Genomic DNA, 18,579 nt, shown 5'->3' with positions numbered 1-18,579 from the left:
TCGAGGCATCACAGTCACGTCGGCGTCCCGGACGGACGCCGGCCTATTTTCCCGCATCAACAGCGGCCGTCACAGGCCCCCGTTACTCGCGGGGGCTACGCGGTGCGGATTCGGTGGGAGAGGGCGGTGTAGCGGCGGCCGGTGGAGGGGGTGCGGACGGCCTGCTGGATGGCGCGGCGGGAGCCGACCAGGACCACCAGCTTCTTGGCGCGGGTGACGGCGGTGTAGAGCAGGTTGCGCTGGAGCATCATCCAGGCGCTGGTGGTGATGGGGATGACCACGCAGGGGTATTCGCTGCCCTGGGAGCGGTGGATGGTGATGGCGTAGGCATGGGCGAGTTCGTCCAGCTCCCCGAACTCGTAGTCGACGTCCTCGTCCTCATCGGTGCGGATGGTGAGGGTCTGCTCCTCGACGGACAAGGCGGTCACGACGCCGACGGTGCCGTTGAACACGCCGGCGACGCCCTTGTCGTAGTTGTTGCGGATCTGGGTGACCTTGTCGCCGACACGGAAGACACGGCCGCCGAAGCGGCGTTCGGGCAGCCCGGGCTTGGACGGGGTCAAAGCCTCCTGGAGCAAGGTGTTCAGGGCGGCGGCGCCGGCGAGGCCGCGGTGCATGGGGGCCAGCACCTGGACGTCGCGGCGGGGGTCGAGCCCGAACTTGCGGGGGATGCGGTTGGCCACGACGTCGACGGTCAACTCGGCCACGGCCTCGGTGTCGTCCTGGGCGAACAGGAAGAAGTCGGGCAGCCCTTCGGTCACGGGCTGACGGCCGGAGTTGATCAGGTGGGCGTTGGTGACGACCCCGGACTGCTGGGCCTGGCGGAAGATCTGGGTGAGCCGCACCCGCGGCACGGGCTCGGCCGCCAGCAGGTCCCGCAGCACCTCGCCGGCCCCGACGCTGGGCAGCTGGTCGACGTCGCCGACGAGCAGCACATGCGCCCCGGGCGGCACGGCCTTGACCAACTTGTTGGCCAGCAACAGATCCAGCATGGACACCTCGTCGACGACGAGCAGGTCCACGTCCAGCGGCCGGTCCCGGTCGTACGCCGCGTCGCCGCCGGGCCTGAGCTCCAGCATCCGGTGCACGGTGGCGGCGTCGACGCCGGTGAGCTCGGCCAGCCGCTTGGCCGCCCGGCCGGTGGGGGCGGCCAGCATCACCTTGGCCCCCTTGGCTTTCGCCAGCATGACGATGGACCGCACGGTGAAACTCTTGCCGCAGCCCGGTCCCCCGGTCAGCACGGCGACCTTTTCGGTCAGCGCCAACCGAACCGCCTGCTCCTGCTCGACCGCCAACGTCGTCCCGGTCGACCGCCGCAGCCACTCCAGGGCCTTGTCCCAGTCCACGGAGGCGAACGCCGACATACGGTCCACATCGGACTCCAGCAGCCGGGTCAGCTGCGTGGCCAGCGAGATTTCCGCCCGGTAGAAGGGAACCAGGTAGATCGCCGCCGGGTCTCCCTCGAACAGCTCCTCCCGGACGACGCCTTCCTCGTCGACCAGCTCCCGCAGGCACTCCCCCACCAGCACGCTGGAGACCTCCAGGATCTCCACCGCCTTGGCCACGAGCTCGTCCTGCGGCAGAAAGCAGTTCCCGTCGCCGGACGCCTCCGACAGCGTGAACTGGATGCCGGCCTTCACCCGCTGTGGGCTGTCGTGCGGGATGCCGACGGCCTGCGCCAGCACGTCGGCGGTCTTGAAGCCGATGCCCCACACGTCGGCGGCCAGCTTGTACGGCTCCTCCTTGACCACCCGGATCGAGTCGTCCCGGTAGGTCTTGTAGATCCGCACCCCCAGCGACGTCGACACGCCGACGCTCTGCAGGAACAGCATGACCTCCTTGATGGCCTTCTGTTCCTCCCACGCGCCGGCGATCAGCTTGGTGCGCTTGGGACCCAGCCCCGGCACCTCGATGAGCCGGCCGACGTCGGTCTCGATGACGTCCAGCGCGGTCAGCCCGAAGTGCTCCACGATCCGGTCGGCGATCCGCGGCCCGATCCCCTTGACCAGCCCGGAACCGAGGTAGCGCCGGATGCCCTGCACGGTCGCCGGCAGCACCGTGCTGTAGGAGTCGACGAGGAACTGCTTGCCGTACTGGGCATGGCTGCCCCACCGGCCGCGCAGCCGGAGGCTCTCCCCCGGCTGCGCGCCCAGCAGCGATCCCACGACGGTGAGCAGGTCACCGGCGCCGCGGCCGGTGTCGACCTTGGCGACGGTATAACCGGTTTCCTCGTTGGCGTAGGTGATCCGCTCCAGCGACCCCTCGACGACGGCATAGCCGAGCGAGTCACCGGAGCCCGGCATGGATCAGGCCCAACCCGGCATCGGGTAGCCGGCCAGCAGCTCGGAGATCTCGGCCGCGGTCGACTCGACCACGGACTCGTCGCCGTCGGCGGCCGCGGTCACGACCCGGTCGATCCACGTGGCCAGCTGCGGCATCTGCTCGACGCCGAGGCCGCGGGTGGTGATCGCGGCCGTGCCGAGGCGGATGCCGGACGGGTCGAACGGCTTGCGCGGGTCGAACGGAACCGTGTTGTAGTTCAGCTCGATGCCGGCCCGGTCCAGCGCCTTGGCCGCGGGCTTGCCGGCCACGTTCTTGGACGTCAGGTCGATCAGCAGCAGGTGGTTGTCGGTGCCGCCGGAGACCAGGTCGAAGCCCCGCTCGGTCAGCGCCGCGGCCAGCGCCTTGGCGTTGGCCACGATGTTGTGCGCGTACGTGCGGAACTCGTCGGTGGCGGCTTCCTTCAGCGCCACCGCGATGCCGGCCGTGGTGTGGTTGTGCGGGCCGCCCTGCAGGCCGGGGAACACGGCCTTGTCCAGCGCGGAGGCGTGCTCGGCGTCGGACATCAGCATGGCGCCGCGCGGGCCGCGCAGCGTCTTGTGCGTGGTCGTGGAGATCACGTTGGCGTGGCCGACCGGGGACGGGTGCGCGCCGCCGGCGATCAGGCCGGCGATGTGCGCCACGTCGGCGGCCAGCACCGCGCCGACCTCGCGGGCGATCTCGGCGAAGGCCGGGAAGTCGATGGTGCGCGGGATGGCCGTGCCGCCGCAGAAGATCACCTTCGGCCGCTCGGCCAGGGCCAGGTCGCGGACCTCGTCCATGTCGACGCGGCCGGTCTCCTTGGTCACGCCGTAGCGCACGGCGTTGAACCACTTGCCGGTGGCCGACACCGTCCAGCCGTGGGTCAGGTGCCCGCCCGAGGGCAGCCCCATGCCCATGACCGTCTCGCCCGGCTTGAGGAACGCCAGGTAGATGGCCAGGTTGGCCGGCGAGCCGGAGTACGGCTGCACGTTGGCGTGCTCGACGCCGAACACGTCCTTGGCCCGCTGGACGGCCAGCTGCTCGATCGGGTCGATGAACTGCTGGCCCTCGTAGTAGCGCTTGCCGGCGTAGCCCTCGGAGTACTTGTTGGTCAGCACGGTGCCGGTGGCCTCGAGCACGGCGGTGGAGACGTAGTTCTCGGAGGCGATCAGGCGGATCTTGTCGTGCTGCCGCTTGGCCTCCGACTCGACGAGTCCGGCCAGTTCGGGATCGGCGGCGGTCAGTGCGGAGAGTGCGGGCTGGTGCATCGTCAAACTCCCGAGTTGATGCGGTTGTGGCAGCTGACACCCAGGCGCGCGACGCCACCGTGTACCCAGTCGCTCCCCGGTGGTCGATTCCACCCCAACACGCCAGTCGCGACGCTGAGTGATCCTAAACCGCGACGCCCGGGTTGTCCTCAAGCAGGGCCCGCAGCCGGCAGGCCTCGTCCGCGGGTTCGATACGCCACTTGGCCCGCATCCGTTCGTTGGCCGCAGCCACCCGGGCCAGGTCCCACCGGCGGTCGTAGAAGTCGCGGTCGACGGCCTCCTGGCGGCGGCGGAACACCGCGGTCGCGTTGGGGGTGACGCCGACGGTCAGCCCGTGCAGCTGGAGCGTCAGCCCCAGGTCCAGGTCCGTCCGGCACCACATCTGCTCGTCCAGCGCGCCCAGCCGCAGCGCGGTGGCCCGGCTCATGGCGAAGCAGTGCCGCTCCAGCTGGGTGACGATGCGGCGGACGCCGGTCGGGGCCGGGTCGAAGTGCGGGTTGCCGACCTCGTCCTCGTGCACCACCGGCACGGCCACGTCGCAGTAGCCCGAGGCCAGCATGGCCATCAGCTCCGCCGTCGCGCCCGGCCGCAGCTCGACGTCGTTCTCCACGCACATCACGTGCCGCGCGCTGCTCGCCGCGACGAACTCGTTCCACACCAGGTTGGTGTTGGCGTGCAGCTCCGTGGCCTGCCAGCGAATCCGGTTGCCGCCCAGCTCACGTAACCGGTCGGCCAGCGCGGCCGGATAGCCGGCATCCAGCACCACGACCTCGCTGTTGGGCGGCAGGTCGGCCACCGCCGCGGCCAGGGCCGTGGCGGCCCCGCTGAACTTGTCCCGTGCGATCAGCCCGATCGAGAGGAATGGCTCACTCATCAGATCGGCGGCACCATGCCCGTCAGGCGGCCGTTCGTGTCGCACACGGGACACGTGCGGTTGGCCGTGGCGGTGCGGCCGACGCCGCCGACCACCGCCAGCACCGGGATGGGCACCTCGCCGATGCCCCCGCAGTGGTGGCACACGGTGTACATCTGGTCGGCCACCGAGTCCGCGACGAACTCGGCCTCCTCATCGTCTCCGGTCACGAGCACCCACCCTACGGTCCGGCCCCGACAGGCCGGACCGCAGGTGCCGTTTTGCCAGCTCAGGCCTGGTCAGCCGGCCGCGGTGACGGTGACGGCGTCCACCACGAACACCAGCGTCTCGTTGCCCTTGATGCCCTGGTTGCCGCCGGGGCCGTACCCCTTGTCCGGCGGGATGATCAGCAGGCGGCGGCCGCCCTGCTTCATGCCGACGAGACCGTCGTTCCAGCCCTGGATGACCGGGGCCTGGCCGACGGGCTCGACCGGGAAGGGCTGGAAGGGCTGGTGCGCCCAGGAGGAGTCGACCTCCTGCTTGTCCGACCAGGTCACCAGGTCGTAGTAGGTGGCGACGGAGTCGCCCACCTTGACCTGGGCGCCGGTGCCGGGCGTGAGGTCCTTGCTCAGCTGCTGGGTGGGCGGCAGGCAGGTGCTCGGCACGGTGATCGTCGGCTTGGCGCCGAAGGCCCCGCCGACCTGGATGTCGTCCGCCGTGCACGGCTTGGTGGGCGCGGTGGAGGTCGGCTGGCTGCCGGCGTTCGACGAGCTGCCGCAGGCGGCCGCCGAGAGCAGGGTGGCGAGAGTCAGGGCCGCGAGGCCGGCTGTGCGCATGGTCAGCGAGCCTAACGGGCCGGCCGCGTTACCTGTTCGTGACCTACCGGTAGGTATCCCCACCCGGCCGATCCGTCCCTGATTACCAGGACGAGGGAGCGGAGGGGGCAATGGTGGGACGCCCGCGGCACGGACCGGGAAGGCCACCGACCGACATGGGTGACGGGGACACCGACAACGGAGACTCGGACAACGGGGACGCCGGCAACGGGGACTCGGGCAATCGCTACGACCAGATCGCCGTCCTGCTCGAAGCCGCCCGCGCCGACCCGCGCGGCGGCATGGACCAGCTGATCGTCGAGCTGACGCCGCTGCTCTGGCACGTGGCCAGGGCCCAGGGGCTCGACGCCGGCAGCTGCGCCGACGTGGTGCAGACCACGTGGCTGAACCTGCTGCGCTCGCTGGCCGACATCCACACCCCGGCCGCGCTGACGGCCTGGCTGGTGACCGCCACCAAGCGCGAGGCATGGCGAGCCAAGGACGCGCACCGACAGGAGATCGTGGCCAGCGACGAGGCGTTCGCCGACCTGCTGGACGCCACCGACGGGCCGGCCGAGCGGGCCCTGGTCTCCGACCAGCGCCGGCGGCTGTGGAAGGCCGTCGACCAGCTGTCCACCCGCTGCCAGCAGCTGTTGCGGGTGGTCGCCTTCACACCCCGCCCGGACTACGGCCTGGTCGCGACCCGACTGGGCATGCCGCGCGGCAGCATCGGCCCGACCCGCGGCCGGTGCCTGGCCAAGTTACGGGAACTGCTGACTTCCGACCCGGAAGGAGAGTGGGGATGACCTCGCTGCGACCGGACGAGCCGATCGACGAGCTGGACGTGCGCATCCTGGCCGCCGTGCGAGACCTGTGGACGGCCGCCGACCCGCCGCCCGCCGACCTGGTCGAGCGGGTCCGCTGCGCCGTCGCGCTGCACGGCCTGCGCCTGGGGCCGCCGTCGGTCGCGGTGTGCCGGCAGCGCACCGGCTCCGAGGATGTCGGCCGCATCACCTTCGACAGCGACGCGCTGACCATCAGCCTGTCGGTCGGCGTCAACCGGGACGGCACGGTGCGCATGGACGGCCGGCTGTCCCCGCCCGGCAGCCACGATGTGGAGCTGCGCACCGAGGACCAGCGCCTGTGCACCCGCAGCGACGTGCACGGCCGGTTCACCATCAACGGACTTCGCCACGGCCCGGCCCACCTGGTCGTGAGCGCCACGGACGTGTCATTGACCACGCCGTCCATCACGCTCTGAAGCAAACGAGGCGGGGTAACACTCGATTGATCGCCCTTGACCCACCGATCGCGGGTTCGCGCCGGTGCCTGGACCGCAGGCTCAGCTCGATCGAGTCTTTCCATCGATCGAGCTGAGACAAGGGAAGGCACCGGCTTAAAGGCGAACCCGCCCCGCGCGGAACGCGCGGCAAAAATTCAGAAGGGCAGGCCGATGACCGGCAGGCCGACCACCGCGTCCGCGGCAAGGGCCACGAACACGAGCATCAGATACGTGTTGGAGAGATGGAACAGCTTCATCGGGTTGCCCTCCTGGCCCCGCCGCACCTCATTGTGCAAACGGTGGGCGAACACCAGGAACCACGCGCCGAACACGACGGCGAACACGCCGTAGATCCAACTGGTCGCGGGCAGCAACAGCAGCGACAGCACGACCATCGCCCAGGAGTAGACGACAATCTGTCGCGAAACCTGTTCCCGAGTCGCCACCACCGGCAGCATGGGCACGTTCACCGCGGCGTAGTCGTCCTTGAACTTCATCGCCAGCGCCCAGAAATGCGGCGGCGTCCAGCAGAAGATGACGCCGAACATGACCAGCGGCTGCCAGCCGACCGTGCCGGTCACCGCGGACCAGCCGATCACCACCGGCATGCAGCCGGCCGCGCCGCCCCACACGATGTTCTGCGCGGTGCGCCGCTTGAGCACCATCGTGTAGATCAGGACGTAGAACATGATGGTGACCACGGCCAGCACGGCGGACAGCAGGTTCGTGGTCAGCCACAGGAAGGCGAAGGACGCCACGCCCAGCGCCAGCCCGAAGACCAGCGCGTTGCGCACCGGCACGGTGTGCTTGGCCAGCGGCCGGGACCTGGTCCGCTTCATCACCGCGTCGATGTCGGCGTCCCAGACGCAGTTGAGCGCGTTGGCGCTGCCGGCGGCCATGGTGCCGCCGAGCAGGGTGGCGAGCACCAGCCAGACCGACGGAATTCCACGCTGTGCGAGCAACATCGCTGGGATCGTCGTCACCAGCAGCAGTTCGATCACGCGCGGTTTCATCAGGGCGATGTAGGCCCCGAGCACCGCGCGCACGGAGCGACCGGGTGTGGTGGTGGCGTCGACGGCGGCGCTGCCAGGCATTCCCTGTGTGGGGCTCACCGGCGGCATCTCGCTCCTCGAATCGGACAGTTGACAAGAATGGGGACCGGGGGCTCCCCCTCCGATCGTATGAATCGTAACCGCGTGCCGACGCCGCGCTCTTGTGGGGTCGTTGCGAGGTCCGTCACCACTCACTCCGCCATGTTGAGATCACATATTCGGCAGCTCGGGACTAGGCTTGGCCGTGACGAGGCAAGCGTGCGGGATGGGCTGGGCACGGTCGGCTCACGGTATCGATCAAGAGCCGGTCGACCAGCCGTCACGGCCCACCCGCCTGACGTGAAGAGTGGGAGCTCAGGTCCGTGTCCGACACCGACGAAGTCACCCGGCTGACCACCGCCCATCTGCCCCAGGACTGGACCGAGCTGGACAAGCGCGCGGTTGACACGATCCGGGTGCTGGCCGCCGACGCTGTGCAGAAGGCCGGCAACGGCCACCCCGGCACCGCGATGAGCCTGGCCCCGACCGCGTACACCCTGTTCCAGCGGGTCATGAGGCACGACCCGACCGACCCGCACTGGTTGGGCCGGGACCGGTTCGTGCTGTCCGCCGGGCACTCCAGCCTGACCCTGTACCTGCAGCTGTTCCTGGCCGGCTACGGCCTGGAGCTGGACGACATCAAGGCGCTGCGCACCTGGGGCTCCAAGACCCCGGGCCACCCCGAGGTGCACCACACCGCGGGCGTGGAGATCACCACCGGCCCGCTGGGCAGCGGACTGGCCGCCGCGGTCGGCATGGCCATGGCGGCCCGCCGCGAGCGCGGCCTGTTCGACCCGGACGCGGCGCCGGGCCGGAGCCCGTTCGACCACCACGTCTACGTGATCGCCTCCGACGGCGACATCGAGGAGGGCGTCACCTCCGAGGCGTCCTCGCTGGCCGGCACGCAGCAGCTGGGCAACCTGACGCTGATCTACGACGACAACAAGATCTCGATCGAGGACGACACCACGATCGCGCTGTCCGAGGACACCGCGATGCGGTACGAGGCCTACGGCTGGCACGTGCAGGTCGTCGAGAGCGGCGAGAACGTGCAGGGCCTGCTGGACGCGCTGGCGGCGGCCAGGGCCGAAACCGAGCGTCCGTCGATCATCGTGCTGCGCACCATCATCGGCTTCCCCGCGCCGACCAAGATGAACACCGGCAAGGCGCACGGCGCCGCGCTGGGCGAGGACGAGATCGTCGAGATCAAGAAGATCCTCGGCTTCGACCCCGAGGTGAAGTTCCCGATCTCCGACGAGGTGCTGGCCCACACCCGCAAGGCCGTCGAGCGCGGTAACGCGGCCCACGTGGAGTGGCAGAAGTCCTTCGACGTGTGGGCGGCGGCCAACCCGGAGCGCAAGGCGCTGCTGGACCGGCTGACCGCGCGCGAGCTGCCGGTCGGCTGGGCCGAGAAGCTGCCGACCTGGACCCCGGACCCCAAGGGTGTGGCCACCCGCAAGGCGTCCAACGAGATCCTCTCCGCGCTGGGCGACGTGCTGCCGGAGCTGTGGGGCGGCTCGGCCGACCTGGCCGAGAGCAACCTCACCACGATCAAGGGCGCGGACTCGTTCGGCCCGACCTCCATCTCCACCAAGGAGTGGAGCGCCAATCCGTACGGCCGGACGCTGCACTTCGGCATCCGCGAGCACGCGATGGGCATGATCCTCAACGGCATCGCGCTGCACGGCCCGACCCGCCCGTACGGCGGCACCTTCCTCGTCTTCAGCGACTACATGCGCCCGGCCGTGCGACTGGCCGCGATCATGGGCATCCCGGTCACCTACGTGTGGACGCACGACTCGATCGGCCTCGGCGAGGACGGCCCGACGCACCAGCCGGTGGAGCACTACGCCGCGCTGCGGGCCATCCCGGGCCTGGCCTTCGTCCGCCCGGGCGACGCCAACGAGACCGCCTTCGCGTGGCGGGCCCTGGTGTCCCGGCACGACCACCCGACCGGTCTGGCGCTGAGCCGGCAGAACCTGCCGGTGCTGGAGGGCACGGACGCCGACGGCGTGGCCAAGGGCGGCTACGTGCTGGCCGACGCGTCCGACGGCGAGCCCCGGCTGGTGATCATCGCCACTGGCTCCGAGCTGCAGATCGCGGTCGAGGCCAGGAAGGTCCTCGAGGCCGAGGGCGTTGCCACTCGTGTGGTGTCCATGCCGTGCGTCGAGTGGTTCGACGAGCAGGACCAGTCCTACCGGGACCAGGTGCTGCCGCCGTCCGTGAAGGCGCGGGTGACGGTGGAGGCGGGTATCGCCCAGCCGTGGCACCGGTTCGCCGGCGACAACGGCGAGATCGTCTCGATCGAGCACTTCGGGGCGTCCGCCGACTATCAGACGTTGTTCCGCGAGTTCGGCTTCACGACCGAGCACGTCGTCGAGGCCGCACGCCGCAGCATCGCCAAGGTGGAGGGAAAGTAATCATGAGCGCCAACAACCTGGCCGCGCTCAGCGAGGCCGGCGTGTCGATCTGGCTCGACGACCTGTCGCGGAGCCGGCTGCAGACCGGCAACCTGGTCGGCCTGATCAAGGACAAGCACGTCGTCGGGGTCACCACCAACCCGACGATCTTCGCCAGCGCGCTGTCCCACGGCGAGGCCTACGACGAGCAGGTGCGTGAGCTGGCCGCCCGCGGCGCCGACATCGACGCGGTGGTGCGCGAGCTGACCACCACCGACGTGCGCAACGCGTGCGACGTGTTCCGGGAGACCTGGCAGGCCTCCGGCGGCAAGGACGGCCGGGTCTCGATCGAGGTCGAGCCGGGTCTGGCCAAGGACACCGACGGCACCGTGGCGCAGGCGCTCGACCTCTGGAAGACGGTCGACCGCCCCAACCTGATGGTGAAGATCCCGGCCACCGTAGAGGGCCTGCCGGCGATCACCCGCACCCTGGCCGAGGGCGTCAGCGTGAACGTGACGCTGATCTTCTCGGTGCAGCGCTACCTCGATGTCATGGACGCCTACATCGCCGGCATCGAGCAGGCCAAGGCCAACGGCCACGACATCTCCGGCATCCAGTCGGTCGCGTCCTTCTTCGTGTCCCGAGTGGACACCGAGGTGGACAAGCGGCTCAAGGCCATCGGCACCCCGGAGGCGGAGGCGCTGCTCGGCCAGGCCGCGATCGCCAACGCCCGCCTGGCTTACGCCGCCTACGTCGGCGCGTTCAGCACGCCGCGCTGGCAGGAGCTGGCCGCGGCCGGCGCGCACGCGCAGCGTCCGCTGTGGGCCTCGACCGGTGTCAAGGACCCGGCCTACTCCGACACCCGCTACGTCGACGAGCTCGTGGTCGACAACGTGGTGAACACCATGCCGGAGAAGACCCTGGACGCGGTGGCCGACCACGCGCAGCTGCGCGGCGACACGGTGTCCGGCACCGAGGAGCAGGCGCAGGAGCTTTTCGACTCGCTGGAGCAGGCCGGCATCGACATCGACGACGTCTACGACGTGCTCGAGACCGAGGGCGTGGACAAGTTCGTCAAGTCCTGGGCCGAGTTGCTCGAGACCGTGCAGGGCCAGCTCGACAAGGCGAAGGGCTGATACCACAGTGGGGATCTCCGTCGACATCGTCCACGATGGACTCGCCGAGAAGGCGCGTCCCCTGGTGGACCAGCTGATCGCCGACAAGGTCGCGTCCAAGCTGGCGGGCCAGGACGCGACGCTGTGGGGCCCGGAGGCCGAGTCGGAGTCGTCGATCCGGCTGTCCTGGACCACGTTGCACGAGTCGTCCCGGCCGCTGGTCGGTGAGATCGAGGCGCTGTCGGCCGAGCTGGCCGGCGAGGGCATCGACCGCGTCGTGCTGGCCGGCATGGGCGGCTCGTCGCTGGCCCCCGAGGTGATCACCGCGACCGCGGGCGTGCCGCTGGTCGTGCTGGACACCACCGACGCCGGCCAGGTGGCCGACGCGCTGGCCGGCGACCTGTCCCGCACGGTCATCGTGGTGTCGTCCAAGTCGGGCGGCACCGTCGAGACCGACAGCCACCGGCGCATCTTCGAGAAGGCCTTCACCGAGGCCGGCATCGACGCCAAGCGCCGCATCGTGGTCGTCACCGACCCGGGCTCGCCGCTGCAGAAGATGTCCGAAGAGGCGGGCTACCGCAAGGTGTTCACCGCCGACCCGCACGTCGGCGGCCGCTACTCGGCGCTGACCGCGTTCGGCCTGGTGCCGGCCGGCCTGGCCGGCGCGGACATCAACACGCTGCTCAACGACGCGGCGGCGGCCTTCGAGCTGCTGGCGCGGGACGACGAGAACAACCCGGCCCTGTGGCTGGGTGCGGCGTGGGGCGCGGCGCACGCGCAGGGCGCCGAGAAGGTCATCCTGGCCGACACGGGCTCCGGCGTGAAGGGCTTCCCCGACTGGGCGGAGCAGCTGATCGCCGAGTCCACCGGCAAGGAGGGCGTCGGCCTGCTGCCGGTGGCGGTGGAGAACGCCGACGCGCCCGGCTTCGTCACCGCCGGCACCGACTCCACGCCGATCGCCATCGGCCCGGACGTGGACGCGGCGTTCATGAGCACCGCCGGCGAGCTCGGCGGCCTGTTCCTGCTGTGGGAGTTCGCCACCGCGATCGCCGGCCGCCTGATCGGCATCAACCCGTTCGACCAGCCGGACGTCGAGGCGGCCAAGAAGGCCGCCCGCGCCCTGCTGGACCAGCCGGTCGGCGGCGAGGCCGAGGCCGCGCCGGCGCTGACCATCGGCTCCGTCGACGTGCACCAGAGCGGCGACTGGCTGCCGGCCACGGCGACCACGCTGGCCGATGTTCTGAACGCATTCCTAGCCGCCGCCCCCGATCATGGGTACGTGGCCGTGCAGGCGTACCTGGACCGACTCGACGACGCCTCGGCCGCCGTGCTGCGGCCCGCCGTCGCCCGGGCCAGCCGGCTGCAGACCACGTTCGGCTGGGGCCCGCGGTTCCTGCACTCCACCGGCCAGTACCACAAGGGCGGCCACCAGAACGGCGTGTTCCTGCAGATCACCGGAGCGCCTGCGCAGGACCTCGAGGTTCCGGACCGCCCGTACACGCTGGGCGTGCTCCAGCACGCGCAGGCGCTGGGCGACGGGCAGGTGCTCGCCGAGCACGACCGTCCCGTGCTGCGCCTGCACCTGACCGACCGGGCCGCCGGCCTGGTCGAGCTGACCAAGGCCGTCCAGGAGGTCAAGAGGTGAGCAGCCCTTTGCGCACGTGGCGCAACCCGCTGCGGGACGAGCGCGACAAGCGGCTGCCGCGGATCGCCGGGCCCTGTGGCCTGGTGATCTTCGGGGTGACCGGCGACCTGTCCCGCAAGAAGCTGATGCCGGCCATCTACGACCTGGCCAACCGGGGCCTGCTGCCGCCGGGCTTCGCGCTGACCGGCTTCGCCCGCCGCGACTGGGCCAACGAGGACTTCGGCGAGGTCGTGCACGAGGCGGTCAAGCAGCACGCCCGCACGCCCTACCGGGCCGAGGTCTGGAACCAGCTGGCCGAGGGCATCCGGTTCGTGCAGGGCACGTTCGACGACGACAACGCGTTCGACAACCTGGCCAAGACGGTCCGCGAGCTCGACGAGCAGCGCGGCACCGGCGGCAACCACGCGTTCTACCTGTCGATCCCGCCCAGCGCGTTCCCGGTCGTGACCAAGCAGCTGTCCCGCGCCGGCCTGGCCGAGCAGGACGCCGAGCAGTGGCGCCGGGTCGTCATCGAGAAGCCCTTCGGCCACGACCTCAAGTCGGCCAAGGAGCTCAACAACGTCGTCAACGACGTCTTCCCCGAGGACTCGGTGTTCCGCATCGACCACTACCTCGGCAAGGAGACGGTGCAGAACATCCTGGCGCTGCGCTTCGCCAACCAGATGTTCGAGCCGATCTGGAACGCCAACTACGTGGACCACGTGCAGATCACCATGGCCGAGGACATCGGCCTCGGCGGTCGCGCGGGCTACTACGACGGCATCGGCGCGGCCCGCGACGTGATCCAGAACCACCTGCTCCAGCTGATGGCGCTGACCGCGATGGAGGAGCCCGTCTCCTTCCACCCGCGGGCGCTGCGGGCCGAGAAGATCAAGGTCCTCTCGGCGGCGCGCGTTCCCACGCCCTACGACGAGACCACCGCCCGCGGGCAGTACGTCGGCGGGTGGCAGGGCGGCCAGAAGGTGCTGGGTCTGTTGGAGGAAGGCGGTTTCGCCGCCGACTCCAAGACCGAGACCTACGCCGGCATCACGCTGGAGGTCAACACCCGCCGTTGGGCCGGCGTGCCGTTCTACCTGCGGCACGGCAAGCGGCTGGGCCGCAAGGTCACCGAGATCGCGGTGGTCTTCAAGCGCGCCCCGCACCTGCCCTTCGACTCCACGGCCACCGAGGAGCTGGGGCAGAACGCCCTGGTCATCCGGGTCCAGCCGGACGAGGGCATCACCATGCGGTTCGGCTCCAAGGTGCCGGGCAACACCATGGAGGTCCGGGACGTCACCATGGACTTCGGCTACGGCCACGCCTTCACCGAGTCCTCGCCCGAGGCCTACGAGCGACTCATCCTCGACGTGCTGCTCGGCGAGCCGTCGCTGTTCCCGATGAACGAAGAGGTCGAGCTGTCCTGGGAGATCCTGGACCCGGTGCTCGACCACTGGGCCAAGCAGGGCTCGCCGGAGGGCTACGCGCCCGGCAGCTGGGGCCCGCCCGCGGCCGACCAGATGCTCACCCGCACCGGTCGTCATTGGAGGCGCCCGTGATCATCGACCTGCCGTCCACCACGACCGCACAGGTCAACAGCAAGCTGGTGGAGGTCCGCGAGACCGGCGGGGCGGTGGCCCTCGGCCGCGTGCTCACGCTGGTGATCGTCACCGACGACAGCGCCAAGACCGAGGAGGCCATCCAGGCGGCCAACGAGGCCAGCCGCGAGCACCCGTGCCGGGTGATCGTGCTGGCCCGCGGCGCCCGCAAGGCCGCCGCCCGGCTGGACGCCCAGATCCGTGTCGGCGGCGACGCCGGCGCCAGCGACGTCATCGTGCTGCGGCTCTACGGCCAGCTGGCCGACCAGGCCGCCAGCTGCGTGGTTCCGTTGCTGCTGCCGGACGCGCCGGTGGTGGCGTGGTGGCCGTCGGAGGCCCCGGACGTGCCGTCCGAGGACTCCATCGGCCAGCTGGCCACCCGCCGCATCACCGACTCCGCCGCCGAGAAGAACCCGATCAAGGCGTTGGAGCAGCGGCGCAAGTCCTATTCGGACGGTGACAGCGACCTGGCCTGGACCCGGCTGACCAACTGGCGGGCCCAGCTCGCGGCGGCGCTCGACCTGCCGCCGCACGAGAAGGTCACCGCCGCCAACGTCGTCGGCGAGGCCGACTCGCCGTCGTCGGAGCTGCTGGCCGGCTGGTTCGCCTCGCGGCTGAACGTGCCGGTGGGCCGGGCCAAGGCCACCAGCGGCGAGGGCATCGTCCAGGTGACGCTGCAGCGCCGTTCCGGGGCCGTCGACCTGGTCCGTCCCGACGCCAAGACCGGCACCCTCACCCAGCCGGGCCAGCCCGACCGCCGGATCGCGCTGCAGCGCCGTTCGGTGCGGGACTGCCTGGCCGAGGAGCTGCGCCGGCTGGACCCGGACGAGATCTACAAGGACGCCCTGATGGCCGTCCCCAAGGTCACCAAGGGTCGGGTGGCCGCCCCGGCGGCCGCGAAGCCCGCCGCCAAGGCCAAGGCTCCGGCCAAGCCCAAGGCGGCCGAGCCGGCCGCGGAGGCGCCGGCCGCCGAGGCCAAGCCCAAGCGCGCGGCGTCGAAGAAGGCGACCGCCAAGGCCGACTCGTGACCCGTACGGATGTTGTGGTCCACAGCGGCGGTGGCCTTCTGGCCGCCGCCGCTGCGGCCCGCCTGATCACCGCCCTGGTGGACGCCCAGGCCGCTCGCGGCGTGGCGTCCCTGGTGCTGACCGGCGGCCGCACCGGCAACGCCGTCCTGGAGCACGTGCGGGACAGCCCCGCCCGTGACGCCGTCGACTGGTCCCGGGTCGATTTCTACTGGGGCGACGAGCGTTTCCTGCCGGCCGGCCACGCCGACCGCAACGAGACACAGAACCGCTTGGCGCTGCTGGACCACATCGCCCTGGACCCGGCTCGGGTGCACGTGATGGAGCCGTCCGACGGCCGTTTCGGGGACGACCCCGACGCGGCCGCCGACGACTACGCCACGGTCATCGGATCCACCGCCTTCGACGTGCTGCTGCTGGGTGTCGGCGAGGAGGGGCACACCGCCTCCCTCTTCCCCGACTCCCCCGCCGTGCACGAGGAGTCGTCGACGGTGGTCGCCGTGCGCGACTGCCCCAAGCCCCCGCCGACCCGGGTTTCCCTTACCCTGCCGGTCATCCGTCGCGCCGCCGAGGTGTGGCTGATGACCACCGGCGAGGCCAAGGCCGACCCCGTCGCCCGGGCCCTGAACGGCGCCACCGAGGTGGAGATCCCCGCTGCCGGTGCCCGTGGTGTCTCCCGCACCTTGTGGCTGCTGGATTCCACCGCTGCGGCGAAGCTCTCCTGATCGTTCGAGAGCGGCCCCTGGCTTCGGCCGGGGGCCGTTTTCCCTTTCCTCCAGCGGTTTTCGCCGCCGACGGCTAGGCTTGCGTCCCATGGAGACCGATCTCGTCCTGGCCGACGGCCGCACCCTGCACGTCTACGACACCGGCTCCGGGACGCCGGTCTTCTGGCATCACGGCACCCCGCAGATCGGCGCCGTGCCCGCTCCTTTGCTTGCGCTGTCGGGAATCCGCTGGCTGTCCTACGACCGTCCCGGCTACGGCGGCTCCACCGCCCAGCCCGGTCGGGCCATCGGCTCTGCCGCCGACGACGTGGCCGCGATCGCCGATTCCCTTGGCGTCTCCAGCTTTTCCGTGCTCGGCCACTCCGGCGGCGCCAACCACGCGCTGGCCTGCGCGGCCTTGCTGCCGGACCGGGTCCCGCGCTGTGTGACGGTCGGCGCCATGGCCCCCTTCGAGCCTTCGGACCTCGACTGGTGGGCCGGCATGGTCGCCCCCGAGGAGCTGCGGGCCTCCGTCGTCGGCCGTGAGGCGCTGACCGCGCAGCTGACCTCCGGCCTGTTCGACGCCAACTCCTTCACCCCGGCCGACCACGCCGCTACCGCCGTCGCCGGCACGTGGGTCGACCTCGGCCGCAACGCCGACCTCGCCACCGCCAAGGGCCTCGACGGCATGATCGACGACGACCTCGCCTACGTGGCCGACTGGGGCTTCAAGGTCGGCGACATCGGCGCCCCCGTGCTGCTTCTGCACGGTGTTCAGGACCGCGTGATCCCCTTTTCCCACGCCGAATGGCTCGCCCGGCACCTGCCTTCGGCCACCCTCCGTCCGTCCTCTTCGGACGGTCACATCTCCGCCCTCGACCGGATCCTCGACGTGGTTGAATTCCTGCATGGCTAAGACCGCCCTGCTGGTCATGGACGTCCAGCGCGCCATCGTGTCGCGCTTCGACTCCGACCCCGCCTACCTGTCCCGGTTGGGCCGGGCCATCGACCACGCCCGGGCCGGCGACGTCACCGTCGGCTACGTCGCCGTCGGCTTCCGTGCCGGCCACCCCGAGGTCAGCCCGGCCAACCCCACCTTCGGCCCCATGATCGGCACCGACGCCTTCACCGCCGCCGACCCCGGCGCCGAGATCCACCCCTCCGTCGCCCCCGCGCCCGGCGACCCCGTCTTCACCAAGAAGCGCGTCGGCGCCTTCTCCGGCACCGACCTCGACCTCGCCCTGCGCTCCTCCGGCATCACCGACCTCGTACTCACCGGCATCTCCACCAGCGGCTGCGTCCTGACCACCGTGCGCCAGGCCTTCGACCTCGACTACCGCCTCACCGTCCTGTCCGACGGCTGCCTCGACGCCGACGACGAGGTGCACCGCGTCCTCACCACCGCCGTCTTCCCCCGCCAGGCCACCGTCCTCACCGTCGCCGAGTGGACCTCCGCTTGACCAAGGTCCTCGTCACCGGCATGTCCGGCGCCGGCAAGTCCTCCGCGCTGCGCGCCCTCGCCGCGCGGGGACATCGGGTCGTCGACACCGACTCCTCCCGCTGGAGCCGTTGGGAGGACGGCGACTGGATCTGGCGCGAGGACGCCCTCTCCGCCCTCCTCCGCACCACCGGCGCCCTCTTCGTCGCCGGCTGCAAGTCCAACCAGGGCCGCTTCTACCCCCTGTTCGACCACATCGTCCTGCTCAGCGCCCCGGCCGACGTCCTCCTGCCCCGCCTCTCCGCCCGCACCGACAACCCCTACGGCAAGTCCCCCGCCGACCGCGCCGAGATCCTCGCCAACCTCGCCGCCGTCGAGCCCCTGCTCCGCGCCACCTGCACCCTGGAGATCGACGTCACCGCCCCGCTGCACGACGTCGTCCAACAGCTGGAAGACCTGATCAACCAGCCGTGATGTTCCGGAGCACGGCACTGCCTGCGCCTGTCGAAAATGTCCCGGGAAGACGAGGCGATCACATTCCCAGGCCATGCCGGCGTACCAGGCCGCCCACGTCGGACAGTGCCGCACGACGCACCGCTGGGCTGTCGTGTCTCCGAGAGCTCAGCCCCGTAGGCGCGCAGCAGGTCGTGGCACCGATAACGTTCTCTCGCAACAGGTTCTGCAAGATGAGCCGCCAACGCCTCGACCAGTCGTCGGACCCGCGGCACTTCGACACCTGCCACAGCGGCAACTGAACTCGGGTCCGGAGTGCAGTCCCAGACGCCGGAACAGCACCGCCTGATCGTCCGGGAGCCGCTGGTACGACCACCCCAACACCGCTCGAACGGCGGCCCGGTCGTCGCCGGCCGGGCTGAGCGCGTCCAGTTGCTCAGGCTCGTCACGGAGCTCGGCCACGACGGTGGAAACGGGTGTCGTACGGCGCGACGGACACCCGCCGTCTTGCCGATACCGCCGGCGCGTCGACCGCTGTGATCACAACGTCGACGCCGGGCACCAGTGCGTCCAACGCGTCGAGATAGTCGGTGCGGCCGGAAACTGGCCGACGGCC

At 70.7% G+C, this 18,579-nt stretch carries 17 protein-coding genes and 1 riboswitch; of the genes, 11 read left to right on the top strand and 6 right to left on the bottom strand.

The window, feature by feature from the left end; all coding sequences use genetic code 11:
* Positions 1 to 95: 95 nt before the first annotated feature.
* The 5 genes from AB0M73_RS39390 to AB0M73_RS39370 form a co-directional block, all read right to left on the bottom strand.
* Positions 96 to 2,303 (bottom strand): ATP-dependent RecD-like DNA helicase, encoded by a 2,208-nt coding sequence (locus AB0M73_RS39390; protein ID WP_363902510.1) that lies wholly within the window; start codon positions 2,301 to 2,303, stop codon positions 96 to 98.
* Positions 2,304 to 2,306: 3 nt separating this feature from the next.
* Positions 2,307 to 3,569 (bottom strand): serine hydroxymethyltransferase, encoded by a 1,263-nt coding sequence (gene glyA / locus AB0M73_RS39385; protein ID WP_043716470.1) that lies wholly within the window; start codon positions 3,567 to 3,569, stop codon positions 2,307 to 2,309.
* Positions 3,570 to 3,600: 31 nt separating this feature from the next.
* Positions 3,601 to 3,689, bottom strand: a riboswitch (ZMP/ZTP riboswitch).
* 4 nt (positions 3,690 to 3,693) lie between these two features.
* Positions 3,694 to 4,443, bottom strand: a complete 750-nt coding sequence (locus tag AB0M73_RS39380; RefSeq protein WP_363902507.1) for a hypothetical protein — start codon at positions 4,441 to 4,443, stop codon at positions 3,694 to 3,696.
* On the bottom strand, positions 4,443 to 4,652 hold the full coding sequence (locus tag AB0M73_RS39375) for a hypothetical protein (RefSeq protein WP_363902504.1): 210 nt from the start codon (positions 4,650 to 4,652) through the stop codon (positions 4,443 to 4,445). The genes AB0M73_RS39380 and AB0M73_RS39375 overlap by 1 nt, the downstream gene beginning before the upstream one ends.
* A gap of 69 nt (positions 4,653 to 4,721) precedes the next feature.
* Positions 4,722 to 5,258 carry an FKBP-type peptidyl-prolyl cis-trans isomerase gene (locus AB0M73_RS39370; RefSeq protein WP_363902501.1) on the bottom strand — a complete coding sequence of 179 codons (537 nt, stop codon included), beginning with the start codon at positions 5,256 to 5,258 and terminating at the stop codon, positions 4,722 to 4,724.
* 155 nt (positions 5,259 to 5,413) lie between these two features.
* On the opposite strand from AB0M73_RS39370, the gene AB0M73_RS39365 reads away from it, so the two are divergent.
* Positions 5,414 to 6,043 carry a sigma-70 family RNA polymerase sigma factor gene (locus tag AB0M73_RS39365; RefSeq protein ID WP_084579122.1) on the top strand — a complete coding sequence of 210 codons (630 nt, stop codon included), beginning with the start codon at positions 5,414 to 5,416 and terminating at the stop codon, positions 6,041 to 6,043.
* Entirely contained in the window at positions 6,040 to 6,498 is a 459-nt protein-coding gene (locus AB0M73_RS39360) for a hypothetical protein (protein ID WP_363902497.1), read from the top strand. Before AB0M73_RS39365 ends, AB0M73_RS39360 begins: the two co-directional genes overlap by 4 nt.
* Positions 6,499 to 6,674: 176 nt before the next feature.
* Here the strand turns inward: AB0M73_RS39360 and AB0M73_RS39355 are convergent, their stop codons facing one another.
* Positions 6,675 to 7,613, bottom strand: a complete 939-nt coding sequence (locus AB0M73_RS39355; protein WP_052394285.1) for a heme o synthase — start codon at positions 7,611 to 7,613, stop codon at positions 6,675 to 6,677.
* A 320-nt stretch (positions 7,614 to 7,933) separates the two neighbouring features.
* Here AB0M73_RS39355 and tkt point away from each other — a divergent pair, with 320 nt between their 5' ends.
* The 9 genes from tkt to AB0M73_RS39310 all read left to right on the top strand — a co-directional run bounded on the left by tkt (position 7,934) and on the right by AB0M73_RS39310 (position 17,984).
* Positions 7,934 to 10,030: a transketolase gene (tkt, locus tag AB0M73_RS39350; RefSeq protein WP_363902494.1), complete on the top strand. Its 2,097-nt coding sequence runs from the start codon at positions 7,934 to 7,936 to the stop codon at positions 10,028 to 10,030.
* A 2-nt stretch (positions 10,031 to 10,032) separates the two neighbouring features.
* Positions 10,033 to 11,145, top strand: coding sequence for a transaldolase (tal, locus tag AB0M73_RS39345; protein WP_363902491.1), 1,113 nt, complete (start codon positions 10,033 to 10,035; stop codon positions 11,143 to 11,145).
* Positions 11,146 to 11,152: 7 nt separating this feature from the next.
* Positions 11,153 to 12,769: a glucose-6-phosphate isomerase gene (locus AB0M73_RS39340; RefSeq protein ID WP_363902488.1), complete on the top strand. Its 1,617-nt coding sequence runs from the start codon at positions 11,153 to 11,155 to the stop codon at positions 12,767 to 12,769.
* Positions 12,766 to 14,304, top strand: coding sequence for a glucose-6-phosphate dehydrogenase (zwf, locus tag AB0M73_RS39335; protein ID WP_363902485.1), 1,539 nt, complete (start codon positions 12,766 to 12,768; stop codon positions 14,302 to 14,304). Before AB0M73_RS39340 ends, zwf begins: the two co-directional genes overlap by 4 nt.
* A complete protein-coding gene (gene opcA / locus AB0M73_RS39330) occupies positions 14,301 to 15,371 on the top strand; it encodes a glucose-6-phosphate dehydrogenase assembly protein OpcA (RefSeq protein WP_363902482.1) in 1,071 nt (356 codons plus the stop codon). Before zwf ends, opcA begins: the two co-directional genes overlap by 4 nt.
* Positions 15,368 to 16,093 (top strand): 6-phosphogluconolactonase, encoded by a 726-nt coding sequence (gene pgl, locus AB0M73_RS39325; protein WP_363902479.1) that lies wholly within the window; start codon positions 15,368 to 15,370, stop codon positions 16,091 to 16,093. Before opcA ends, pgl begins: the two co-directional genes overlap by 4 nt.
* A gap of 88 nt (positions 16,094 to 16,181) precedes the next feature.
* Complete coding sequence (locus AB0M73_RS39320; protein WP_363902476.1) at positions 16,182 to 16,988, top strand: alpha/beta hydrolase; 807 nt, start codon at positions 16,182 to 16,184, stop codon at positions 16,986 to 16,988.
* Complete coding sequence (locus tag AB0M73_RS39315; RefSeq protein WP_363902473.1) at positions 16,981 to 17,532, top strand: isochorismatase family cysteine hydrolase; 552 nt, start codon at positions 16,981 to 16,983, stop codon at positions 17,530 to 17,532. Before AB0M73_RS39320 ends, AB0M73_RS39315 begins: the two co-directional genes overlap by 8 nt.
* A complete protein-coding gene (locus AB0M73_RS39310; RefSeq protein WP_363902470.1) occupies positions 17,517 to 17,984 on the top strand; it encodes an AAA family ATPase in 468 nt (155 codons plus the stop codon). The genes AB0M73_RS39315 and AB0M73_RS39310 overlap by 16 nt, the downstream gene beginning before the upstream one ends.
* Positions 17,985 to 18,579: the final 595 nt, after the last annotated feature.

Source organism: Kutzneria sp. NPDC051319 (genome assembly GCF_040682195.1).
Lineage (GTDB): Bacteria > Actinomycetota > Actinomycetes > Mycobacteriales > Pseudonocardiaceae > Kutzneria.
This window is presented reverse-complemented; position numbering and strand designations above follow the sequence as displayed.

Coding starts and splice junctions, on each gene's coding strand:
- AB0M73_RS39390 (WP_363902510.1), bottom strand. CDS start 2,303: ATGCCGGGCTCCGGTGACTCGCTCGGCTATGCCGTCGTCGAGGGGTCG.
- glyA (WP_043716470.1), bottom strand. CDS start 3,569: ATGCACCAGCCCGCACTCTCCGCACTGACCGCCGCCGATCCCGAACTG.
- AB0M73_RS39380 (WP_363902507.1), bottom strand. CDS start 4,443: ATGAGTGAGCCATTCCTCTCGATCGGGCTGATCGCACGGGACAAGTTC.
- AB0M73_RS39370 (WP_363902501.1), bottom strand. CDS start 5,258: ATGCGCACAGCCGGCCTCGCGGCCCTGACTCTCGCCACCCTGCTCTCG.
- AB0M73_RS39365 (WP_084579122.1), top strand. CDS start 5,414: ATGGGTGACGGGGACACCGACAACGGAGACTCGGACAACGGGGACGCC.
- AB0M73_RS39360 (WP_363902497.1), top strand. CDS start 6,040: ATGACCTCGCTGCGACCGGACGAGCCGATCGACGAGCTGGACGTGCGC.
- AB0M73_RS39355 (WP_052394285.1), bottom strand. CDS start 7,613: ATGCCTGGCAGCGCCGCCGTCGACGCCACCACCACACCCGGTCGCTCC.
- tal (WP_363902491.1), top strand. CDS start 10,033: ATGAGCGCCAACAACCTGGCCGCGCTCAGCGAGGCCGGCGTGTCGATC.
- AB0M73_RS39320 (WP_363902476.1), top strand. CDS start 16,182: ATGGAGACCGATCTCGTCCTGGCCGACGGCCGCACCCTGCACGTCTAC.
- AB0M73_RS39315 (WP_363902473.1), top strand. CDS start 16,981: ATGGCTAAGACCGCCCTGCTGGTCATGGACGTCCAGCGCGCCATCGTG.